This is a genomic window from Clostridium sp. ZS2-4, from assembly GCF_026719745.1.
Lineage (GTDB): Bacteria > Bacillota > Clostridia > Clostridiales > Clostridiaceae > Clostridium_H.
Genome location: NZ_JAPPRQ010000113.1, coordinates 1 through 11,314, shown reverse-complemented (window position 1 = coordinate 11,314; position 11,314 = coordinate 1). Strand labels below are relative to the sequence as shown.

Annotated in this window: 10 protein-coding genes; 8 read left to right on the top strand and 2 right to left on the bottom strand. The window is 25.9% G+C overall.

Annotation, left to right across the window (positions count from 1 at the left end; translation table 11 throughout):
- Nucleotides 1–128 precede the first annotated feature (128 nt).
- Nucleotides 129–1,553 (bottom strand): hypothetical protein, encoded by a 1,425-nt coding sequence (locus OIO11_RS12750; protein WP_268071830.1) that lies wholly within the window; start codon nucleotides 1,551–1,553, stop codon nucleotides 129–131.
- Nucleotides 1,554–1,707: 154 nt separating this feature from the next.
- Between OIO11_RS12750 and OIO11_RS12745 the strand changes: the two genes are divergently transcribed.
- The 8 genes from OIO11_RS12745 (at nucleotide 1,708) to OIO11_RS12705 (ending at nucleotide 11,100) form a co-directional block, all read left to right on the top strand.
- The gene (locus OIO11_RS12745; protein WP_268071829.1) at nucleotides 1,708–2,655 is read left to right on the top strand and encodes an NAD-dependent epimerase/dehydratase family protein; all 948 of its coding nucleotides are present in this window, start codon (nucleotides 1,708–1,710) and stop codon (nucleotides 2,653–2,655) included.
- A gap of 188 nt (nucleotides 2,656–2,843) precedes the next feature.
- Nucleotides 2,844–4,826, top strand: a complete 1,983-nt coding sequence (locus OIO11_RS12740; protein ID WP_268071828.1) for a glycosyltransferase — start codon at nucleotides 2,844–2,846, stop codon at nucleotides 4,824–4,826.
- An 83-nt stretch (nucleotides 4,827–4,909) separates the two neighbouring features.
- A complete protein-coding gene (locus tag OIO11_RS17175) occupies nucleotides 4,910–5,998 on the top strand; it encodes a NeuD/PglB/VioB family sugar acetyltransferase (protein ID WP_326497940.1) in 1,089 nt (362 codons plus the stop codon).
- Between the two features lie 28 nt (nucleotides 5,999–6,026).
- The gene (locus OIO11_RS12725) at nucleotides 6,027–6,938 is read left to right on the top strand and encodes a hypothetical protein (protein ID WP_268071827.1); all 912 of its coding nucleotides are present in this window, start codon (nucleotides 6,027–6,029) and stop codon (nucleotides 6,936–6,938) included.
- 90 nt (nucleotides 6,939–7,028) lie between these two features.
- On the top strand, nucleotides 7,029–8,021 hold the full coding sequence (locus tag OIO11_RS12720) for a GNAT family N-acetyltransferase (RefSeq protein ID WP_268071826.1): 993 nt from the start codon (nucleotides 7,029–7,031) through the stop codon (nucleotides 8,019–8,021).
- A gap of 120 nt (nucleotides 8,022–8,141) precedes the next feature.
- Nucleotides 8,142–9,239, top strand: coding sequence for a DegT/DnrJ/EryC1/StrS family aminotransferase (locus OIO11_RS12715; RefSeq protein ID WP_268071825.1), 1,098 nt, complete (start codon nucleotides 8,142–8,144; stop codon nucleotides 9,237–9,239).
- A 43-nt stretch (nucleotides 9,240–9,282) separates the two neighbouring features.
- Nucleotides 9,283–10,356, top strand: coding sequence for a dTDP-glucose 4,6-dehydratase (gene rfbB / locus OIO11_RS12710; protein ID WP_268071824.1), 1,074 nt, complete (start codon nucleotides 9,283–9,285; stop codon nucleotides 10,354–10,356).
- A gap of 15 nt (nucleotides 10,357–10,371) precedes the next feature.
- Nucleotides 10,372–11,100 carry a sugar phosphate nucleotidyltransferase gene (locus tag OIO11_RS12705; protein WP_268071823.1) on the top strand — a complete coding sequence of 243 codons (729 nt, stop codon included), beginning with the start codon at nucleotides 10,372–10,374 and terminating at the stop codon, nucleotides 11,098–11,100.
- A gap of 98 nt (nucleotides 11,101–11,198) precedes the next feature.
- On the opposite strand, the gene OIO11_RS12700 is transcribed toward OIO11_RS12705, so the two are convergent.
- A partial coding sequence (locus OIO11_RS12700) for an IS3 family transposase (protein ID WP_268071831.1) occupies nucleotides 11,199–11,314 on the bottom strand: 116 nt, incomplete at its 5' end.

Below are 11,314 nucleotides of genomic sequence, written 5' to 3'. Positions count from 1 at the left end.
GCCTTTCTTAATTTTTTTGTGGTAAGAAAATTATACTTCAAGGCTTGGTATTATCCACTATTTATTTTTTGGAAACTATAATATGGAAACTAATAAAGTTTTGTTTGTACGAAACTTAGGTAATTAGATTATTTTGTTTTATTTATTAAGTTATATAAATTTTGTATAGTAAATTCTTTTTCGTTTATTATTTTTAGCATAGATTGTATTTTTTTATTTGTGTTTATAGATGATTCATTAATTTTTGATTTCAAAGTATTTATTTGACGTTCATAATAACTGATATTTTTGTTGTGTTTTTGGTTGTTTAATAATTTTTCAGCGTTAAGTTTTTCAAGCAGCATTTCATAATCATTTAATTCATGATTAAGGATATTTATTTGGTCTGTTAAATATAAATTCATAGAATTAATGCTGTGTATAGTTCTATCTTTTTCATTAATAATTTCATCATAGTTTATTTCAGGAGCCGCAGATGTATTAGTTTGCAAAGGTTTATCTGCATCAGGTAATTTATAAATAGAAAGGTCAGTACTGTTTGAAGTATGAGAGGGATAATTTGATTCTGAACGTTTTATTGGGCAAAGAGCTTCATTGCAGGATAAATATATAGTGTTAATTTTAAAAATAGAATCATTAGAATTATTACTTATATATGCATAAGTAGCTATGTTTTTTTGTTTAGTATTTAGTATATGTTCTTTACTCCAATGAATGAGGTCATTTGACCTTCTATATATTATGCTGTCACTTTCCTTACATACAACATAAGTATATTTTTGTTTAGAAAAAATTATTGGCTTAAATGAATTTACATTGTTATTAGAAATGCATATATTTTGGGACCAGATAGAATCAGTTGTATTAAAGTCTTTATATATTATTAAAGTCTGCAGGTTTTTGTTTATAGCTTTATTGTAGGAAATTATTCCTATGTTATTGGGAGTTACAAAAAAATTTAAATTATTTGCATCTTTAATGACAATATTATTTTCAAAATCACACCATAGATTAGTGAAAGAATTAAATTTTTTTATTTTATATTGAGATTTATCATAATCATTGCAATAAAGCATATATATATTATTTTTATAAGAATCAACAAAATAGGGGCAGACATATTTAGGACAGTTTATTTCGATCATTTCTTCATCAAGAAAGTTATTATTATGAAAATAATGATGATACAAAAGGCTTTTATTTTTATACAAGCTATTTGTTTTGTAAAATATATGTATGTCTGATTCAAGCACTTTTATATCCAGTGTATCTATAGATAAGTTATTTTTAAGTGTAAGTATATTCATATGGTTATTGTTAGAAGGATAGCTTGTATATTTAAGAGCACCATTAATAGTTAGATATATCAGATGTATTTTATCATATTTATCTATATCTAAAGAATAATTTAATATTTCTTCATCCAGAATAGCTTGGTTTATTTTTTGATTACCAATAAATTTTTCAGTAACTAATTTTTTATTATTAATATAAAATTTATAAAATCTATTCTTAGAAGTTTTTACGATGTAATTTCCCTTATTTGATAGCATATGATCCTCACCCCAAACATACAGTAATATGGTTCTTCTATAATTTATGAGAGAAAACGGTACATTATTATAGATTATTTTATAAATTCATATTATCAATTCATACTAGTAATCATATTATATATATTGTGTAAATGAAAAGTGGAGGGACAAAATGAATATTATTGTAACGGGGGGAGCTGGATTTATTGGTTCCAATATAGTTGATAGATTAGTTAAACTAAATCATAAGGTTGCTATTATTGATAATTTGTCAACAGGAAAAGAAGAAAACATAAATAACAAGGCTAAATTTTATAAAGTGGATATTAGAAATAATAAAAAGGTACTTGAAGTTTTTGATGAGTTTAAGCCAGAAGTATGTATACATCATGCTGCTCAAATAGATATTCAAAAATCTATTAAAAATCCTAAATTCGATGCTGATGTAAATATAATTGGAACTATAAATGTATTAGAAGCATGCAGGATAAATAAAGTTAAAAAAATTATATATGCATCTTCAGCAGCTGTTTATGGGAATCCTAAGTATCTTCCTATTGATGAAAGACATAAAACAAATCCTATTTCATATTATGGCATTTCAAAGCGTACACCAGAGTATTATATTAAAGCTTTTAGTGAATTTTATGGTATTAAATTTACTATATTAAGATATGCAAATGTATATGGAATCAGACAAGCTTTTAAAGGAGAAGGGGGGGTTATAGCAATATTTTTAAATAAAATAATAAAAAAAGAAACTCCTGTGATTTATGGAGATGGAGAACAAACAAGAGATTTTATATATGTAAAGGATATTGTAAATGCTAACATTGCTGCATTAACTAAAGGGAATAATGAAACAATAAATATTTCTACTAATAATAAAATTAGTATAAATGAGTTGGTAAAACATATAATGAGTATATCAAAAAGAGACTTTAACCATATATATGCAAGTAAAAGAGAGGGAGATATACTGCATAGTTACATTAATAATGAAAAAGCTAAAAAGCTGCTTAATTGGGAACCAGAGTATTTTATAGAAGAAGGATTAAAAGAAACGTATCAATATTACAATGGTTTATATAATAAAGGAAAACAATCCCCATACGTATAATGAGTGGGTTTTTAAATAATCTTATATTAATTAAACAGACTAATCACACAAAGAGGTTAGTATTAATATAATGAGGTTAGTATTAATATAATATAGTTGTGTGACACAATGTAAAGTATGAGAATATATTTAACTTAATTTCTAAACCAAGTTTTTTATAACTTAACTTGACTTGAGGGGGCGAGGGATTGGAAAATAAAAAGAAAATAGTTTTTTTTGTTTTGCCTAATTTAGATAGTTTTATTAATGAAATAATTAATAGATTATCTGAGGATTATGATACAAAAAAGATAATCGTTACTCAGTGGAATCAGATTGATGAAGGCATGAAGTGGGCTGATATATGTTGGTTTGAGTGGTGTGATGCACTTATTATATATGGAAGTAAACAGGAAATAGCAAAAGAAAAGAAGATTATATGCAGATTACACAGCTATGAAGCTTTTACCAATAATATGTCACAGGTTAATTGGGAAAATGTTGATAAAGTTATATTTGTGGCAGAGCACATAAGAAATATTGTGTTAAACAAAGTAAATATTAATGTAGAAAAAACTATTGTAATCCCAAATGGAATTAATTTGGATAGACATAATTACAAGGAAAGAGAAAATGGATTCAATATAGCATATGTAGGATATATAAATTTTAAAAAGGGACCTATGCTATTGTTTCATACATTTAAAGCAATTTTTAACAGAGATAATAGATATAAGCTATATATAGCAGGAACCTTTAATGAAGAAAGATATGTATTATATTTTCAGCAGATGATAAAAGAAATGGGCATGGAAAACAATATTATATTTAGTGGATGGCAGAAAGACATAAATAAATGGTTGGAAGATAAGAACTATTTGATTTCCACAAGTGTTTTAGAAGGTCATCCAGTGGGTATTATGGAATCAATGGCTAAAGGAATAAAACCAATTATCCACAATTTTGTAGGAGCAAGAGGAATTTATCCAGAGAAGTATGTTTGGAATACAATAGATGAGGCTGTTAAAATGATTAGTTCTGATGATTATAATTCAAGTGAATATAGAAAATTTATAGTTGAAAATTATTCATTAAAAGAGCAAGTTAAAGTGATAAATAAGATTTTAAAAGATTTATTTAATATAAATTATAAAATAAACAAATCAAAAAACAATATTCCTTTAGTCACTGTTGGAATTTCAAATTATAATAGTAAAAAACATTTGGCAAAATGTGTTGAATCTTTTTTGAATCAAACATATCCTAATTTAGAAATTTTGTTAGTTGATGATTGCTCTACAGATGGATCAAAGGAAATAATCCAACAATATGAAAAAAATTATAATAATATTCGTGGAATTCATCATAATAAAAATTCAGGTGGAGCATCTAAAGGAATTCAAGAAATTATTAAGGAAGGTAAGGGCAAATATTTTCAATTGATGGCAGGTGATGATTTTGTAGAAAAAGATACAATTGAAAAATTTGTAGAGTATCTTGAGAAAAATGAAAATAAAGATTATGTGTATAGTGATCTTAATATTGTAGATGAAAATAATAATTTAACTGATAGATGGAGATATAGTATATATAATCCTAATCAAATAGTATATAAGATTTTTCATACAGGATCAGGAGTTATTCCAATGAATTGCATGTTTAGAAAAGCTTTCTTTATAAAGAATGGATTAAGTTGGATTATATATAAAGGAAATGATTTTTCAGCAGATACTTTAAATTCGTTAGTATATATAAAACATGGTTGGCGATATGGAAAAATAGAAGAACCTGTAATATATTATAGATTACATTCACAAAATCTTTCATATAATATTGAAAAAAGGATGAAAGCTGAAATTGCTTTAGTTGATTATATTATTGAAAATTTTAGTGAGGAAATTTATTTTCCTCAGATTAATTGGGCAGAATACAGGAATAAATCCCAGCTAAAAAATTATTTATTAGCGGATTTTTTTTATAAGCGAATTGAAAAATATATAAATTTAAGAGGAATTCCTGCGTATATACAGTGGAATGGTACAAAGAAAGATATGGTTAAATATGTATATGGTTTTGCAGAAGAAGGAATGAGATATGTAGAAAAGGGTTTAAATCAGGGTAATGACTATTATGCACAATTACAGAAACTTAAAGAAAAATATAAAGAATATTTTAAAAATGTAGTATACTAATTCATTAAATGAAATATTTTTTAATGAATTATCAATGTTCATATAACTTAACAGATCGGTTCATTTTTAAAGGGGAATATTTTATGAATCAAAAAAAATTTAAATTTAAAAAGATAGCAGACAAAAGAGGTACATTAATACCAATAGAAGGTAATAAGGATATACCATTTCAAATTAAACGAGTATACTATATTTTTAATGTACCAAAAGATGTAATAAGAGGATATCATGATCATAAAACGCTACAGCAAATATTAGTTTGTGTTAATGGTTCATGTAAAGTTCTACTTGATGATGGAAAAGAAAGAGAAACAGTTTTACTTAATAAAAGAAACAGTGGTTTGTTTATTGGACCAAATATATGGCGTGAGATGTATGATTTTACAGAAGATGCTGTACTTTTAGTACTTGCATCTGATCATTATGATGAGAAAGATTATATAAGAGATTATTATGAATTTTTAAAATATGTGGGGAGTGAAAAATTGATGAGTAAGAATAAAAAAGAAAAAATAATTATTATTGGTGATGGTGAATTTGCTGAAATAGCATATGAATATTTTACGTATGATTCACCGTATGAAGTGGCTGCATTTGCAGTTGAAAAAAAATATCTAAAAAAAGATAGCTTATTTGGATTACCAGTTATAGCATTTGAAAATATGGAAGAACAATTTCCAACATCTGAATATAAAGCATTTACAGCAATTACATTTACACAATTTAATAGAACTAGGACTAGATTATATCATGCAGCTAAAAATAAAGGATATAAATTTGTTTCTTATGTAAGTTCACGTGCTTTTGTATGGAGAAATGTACAAATTGGAGAAAATAGTTTTATTTTTGAAGACAATACTTTACAATACCATGTCAAGGTAGGGAATAATGTTGTTATGTGGAGTGGGAATCATGTTGGGCATAGAAGTATTATAAATGATAATTGTTTTATTACATCTCATGTAGTCATACCTGGTTATTGTGAAATAGGGGAAAATAGTTTTTTAGGGGTTAATTGTACATTAGTTGACACTATAACTGTTGGTAAAGATTGTTTAATTGCTGCTGGCGCTGTAGTTACTAAAAATACTAAAGATAGTCAAATATTAAAAGGTAATCCTGCTAAACCTGATGTAAAAAGTACTATTCAATATTTTGGATTAGAAGAATAAATTTTAATAAAATAAGGGGGATATAGGTATGAAATGGGTAAAAAAAGGATTGGTATTTAATCCTAAAAATAAAATATTATGGGCTAAAAATTCTGCATTAACACCTACACCAATTCTAATATCAAAAAATATCATTAGAGTATATGCTGGATTTCGTGATGAATTTGGGGTGAGTAGAATAGGTTATGTGGATTTAAATGCAGATAATCCATCAGAAATAATAAATATTTCTAAAAAACCAGTACTAGATATTGGAAAACTAGGTGCTTTTGATGATAACGGGATGATTCTAGGAGATGTAGTTTATAATAGAAATAAGATTTATATGTACTATGTAGGATTTCAGCTAGTACAAAAAGTGAAATTTTTAGCTTATACTGGATTAGCAATAAGTGAGAATAATGGAGAAACTTTTTATAGATATAGTGAAGCACCTATTCTTGATAGATGTGATGATGAGTTATATATTAGATCAATACACTCAGTTATATATGATAACGGTATATGGAAAGCATGGGGAGGAATTGGAAATGGATGGCAGATAATTGATGGAAAACCTTATCCTAAATATAATATTAGATATTATGAATCAGTTGATGGTATTATTTTTAAAGGTAAAGGGAAAGTTTGTATAGATACAAAGGGAGAGGAATATAGAATAGGTAGACCACGCGTTATAAAAGAAGGAAATAGGTATAGAATGTTTTATACTTATGGAACGCTTAATAAAGATTATATTTCAGGATATGCAGAGTCGAATGATGGAATTAATTGGATAAGGAAAGATAACGAAATAGGAATAGGATTATCTTCTAGTGGTTGGGATTGTAAGCATTTTGCTTATCCAGCAATATTAAAATATAATGAACGAACATACATGTTTTATAATGGAAATGATTTTGGAAAAGATGGTTTTGGATATGCAGAATTAGTAAAATAAACTTATATTAAAATAGTAAAATTATAAATTCACCTTAAGTCTTTAGTAAAGATATTAAGGTGAATTTTTTAAAGGGAAGTGTAGATATATATGTTATTGAAGGTTGAACGGTTTAATGAAATTTTACAGAAAAAATGGGATGAGTTTGTAATGAATAATTCTGTAAATGGAACTTTTCTTCAAACTAGAAGATTTCTAAACTATCATCCGAAAGATAGATTCATTGATCATTCGTTAATTGTATTTAAAGGACAGAATATAATTATAGCAGTGATTCCAGCATGTGAGATAAAAGAAGGTAATAAGAAAATTTTATATTCTCATAAGGGAAGTACATTTGGAGGAATTGTAATAAATAATCAATTTAATAATATAAAGCATATAAGTAGTATAGTTGAAGTCTTAGAAAAATATTTAAGGGAACATGGATTTAATAAAATTATTTTTAAAAATTCATCTCAAATTTTTTCAGTAGCTAATATTAATTTAATTGATTATTTTTTATTTAATAAAGATTATAGGTGTTATGATGAATTAAGTTTTTATATTGACTTTAATAACTATAAAGATAAGATTGAGTTAAATTTTACTGCAAATAAAAGGAGAGATTATAAAAAATCTTTGAAATTTAATTTGGATTTTAGAAAAATTGAAACGGACAATCAGATATTGAATTTTTATAATTTACTTTATATAAATTTAAAAAAATTTAATGCCACACCAGTGCATACTTTTGAAGAATTAATTGAATTCAAAAAAAACATACTTAAAGATGAGGTTGATTTCTATGGGGTATTTTATAATGGTGTATTAGCGGCAGGTAGTATGGTTTTCAAATTTAAGAATAAAGTTTTTCATACACAATATTTAGCTGCTCATCCAGATTATTTATATGTATTTCCGATGAATTTTCTGAATTATAATCTTATAAAAACGGCAAAAGAGAATAATTTTAGATATTTTTCTTTTGGAATTAGTACTGAAAATAATGGAAAAAAATTAAATTACAGCTTAGCAGAATTTAAAGAGGGATTTGGAGCTACTTATTCTGTAAACAAAACTTATTTTAAGAAGTTGAAATAATAAATATAGATTTTTATATATGATTTATGCTTAAATCACATAAATAACAATTATTAATATAATGTAATTGAGTGAGAAATTATTAAATCTAAAGTTGTTTTTTATAGGAAGTGAAAATTAGTGAAAATACCTTTTGTTAATTTAAGGCCTATGCATGAAGAAATAAAAAGTGAGATGAATCAAAAGTTTGAAAAAATTTACAACAAGAGTTGGTTTATTTTAGGAGAAGAAGTTATAAGGTTTGAAGAGTCTTTTGCAGATTATTGCGAAACAAAATATTGTGTAGGATGTGGTAATGGATTAGATGCATTACATTTAGCCTTAAAAGGGTTAAATATTAGTATTGGAGATGAAGTTATTGTTCCTTCAAACACATATATTGCTACAGCTTTAGCAGTATCTTATGCAGGTGCAAAACCAGTATTTGTTGAACCAGATGTTGAAACTTATAATATAAATTCAGATTTAATTGAAAATGCAATTACGAAAAATACGAAAGCTGTGATAGTAGTTCACTTATATGGTCAACCTGCTGAAATGGACAAAATTAATCTTATAGCAAAAAAGTATAATTTGAAAATTATTGAAGATTGTGCTCAAGCGCATGGAGCAAAATATAAAAAGAAAAAAATAGGTAGTTTAGGAGACGCAGCAGGATTTAGTTTCTATCCAGGTAAAAATTTAGGGGCACTAGGAGATGGAGGAGCTGTTACTACTGATAACAAATGTTTAGCTAAAATAATAACATCATTAAGAAACTACGGTTCAAATAAAAAGTATTTTAATGAATATAAAGGTTTTAATTCAAGATTAGATGAAATACAAGCAGGATTTTTGAGTGTAAAGTTAAAATATTTAAATAAGTGGAATGAGGATAGAAAAAAAATTGCATCTAAATATATGTCCCATATAGAAAATAATAATATAATTTTACCATATGTAATTGATGATGTAGAACCAGTATGGCATCTATTTGCTATAAGAAGTAAAAAAAGAGATGAATTACGAAATTATCTTAATAAAAAAGGGATAAGTACTTTAATACATTACCCAATACCTATACATCTACAGAAGGCATATAAAGAGTTAGGTTTTAAACAAGGAACTTTTCCAATAGCTGAGAAAATTTCTAAAGAAGTTTTAAGTCTGCCAATTTGGTATGGAATGAAAGATGAAGAAATAGAATACGTAATTGATATATTGAATAAATGGAAATAACTTTAAAAGAGTTATGTTATTAATAATTGAAAGGTGATAAAAAATGAAAACCTATTTAATTACTGGTGGAGCAGGGTTTATAGGTTCAAATTTTATATTGTATATGTTAAAAAAATATAATGATATAAAAATAATAAACTTTGATAAATTAACTTATGCAGGTAATTTAGAAAATCTTAAAGAAGTTGAAAGTAATACAAATTATAGATTTATACAAGGGGATATTTGTGATAGAGATATTTTGATTAAATTATTTGAAGAAAATGACATAGATTATGTAGTTAATTTTGCAGCTGAATCTCATGTAGATAGAAGTATATATAATCCTAATGTTTTTATAAAAACAAATGTTTTAGGTACTCATAATTTGATAAATGTAACTAAAGAATATTGGGAATTAAAAGATAAGTTTATAGAAGAAAAAAAGTTTTTGCAAATTTCTACTGATGAAGTATACGGGTCTTTAGGACAAAATGGCTTTTTTACAGAGAAAAGCATGCTGAATCCACACAGTCCTTATTCAGCAAGTAAAGCTAGTGCAGACTTAATTGTAAAATCATATTATGATACTTACAAAATACCAATCAATATTACACGGTGTTCAAATAATTACGGACCTTATCAATTTCCAGAAAAATTAATTCCGTTAACTATAAATAATTGTCTTAATAAAAAGTATATACCTATATATGGTGATGGTAAAAATATTAGAGATTGGATTTATGTAGAAGATCACTGTAGAGCAATTGATTTAGTTTTACAGAAAGGAAAAATTGGTGAAGTATATAATATAGGCGCAAATAATGAAAAACAAAACATACAAATTGTAAAAACAATAATAGATATATTAAATGATACTTTACCAGATAATGATTATAGAAAGAAATATATAAACTATAAATTAATTAAATATGTAAATGATAGAAAAGGACATGATAAAAGGTATGCTATAGATGCAGGCAAAATAGAAAAAGAACTTAATTGGAGAGCTAAAGTTTCCTTTAAAAAAGGAATTAAAAATACAATAGAATGGTATTTGAAAAATGAAATTTGGTTAAAAAACATTACATTAGGTGAATATCGTAATTATTACACAAAAATATATAATCAAATATAATAGGGTGTGATTAAAGTGAAAGGGGTTATACTTGCAGGAGGAAAAGGTACTAGGCTATATCCATTAACAAAAGTTACAAATAAACATTTACTTCCAGTAGGAAGAGAACCTATGATATATAATCCTATTAAGCAATTGGTTTTGTCTGGAATAAGGGATATTCTTGTTATAACAAGTAAACAGCATATGGGAGAAGTAGTAAGACTTTTGGGTAGTGGAAAAGAATTTGGATGCAATTTTAATTTCAAAGTTCAGGAAAATACATTGGGAATAGCTAATGCTCTTTCTTTATCAGAAGATTTTGCAGCAGGAGACAATATAGTAGTTATTCTTGGAGATAATATTATAACGCATTGTATTAAGAAATATGTAGAAGATTTCAAGAAACAGAAAAAAGGAGCAAAGGTCTTATTGAGAAAAGTTAATGATCCTGAAAGATATGGAATAGCTGCTATTGATGAGCTGAAAGTTATACAAATAGAAGAAAAACCTAAGCATCCTAAAAGTAATTTTGCAGTAATTGGCGTTTATATGTATGATAATCAAGTATTTGATATTATAAGAAATATAACTCCATCTGAAAGAGGAGAGTATGAAATTACATCAGTAAACAACGTATATATTGAAAAGGGGGAATTAACCTGTGATATTTTAGATGGAGAATGGACAGATGCTGGAACTTTTGAATCTTTAAAATATGCTAATGATATATTATTTAAAATTAATAATAAAATTCAATGTTAGTATCACAAATAAGATATAAACTATAACAATAAAAAATATAAAGAATACTAAAAGGTTTAAAATGGTCCCCGTGTCAAGGACATTATAAAAAAAAGGGATTAAGCAACATTTAAAAGATGATTTCTAAATTGTTTAGGAGTCATCTTTTTTAATCCCCATTGACATCTATGGTTATTGTAGTAATCTATGTAATCATCGACTTTATTAATCACAT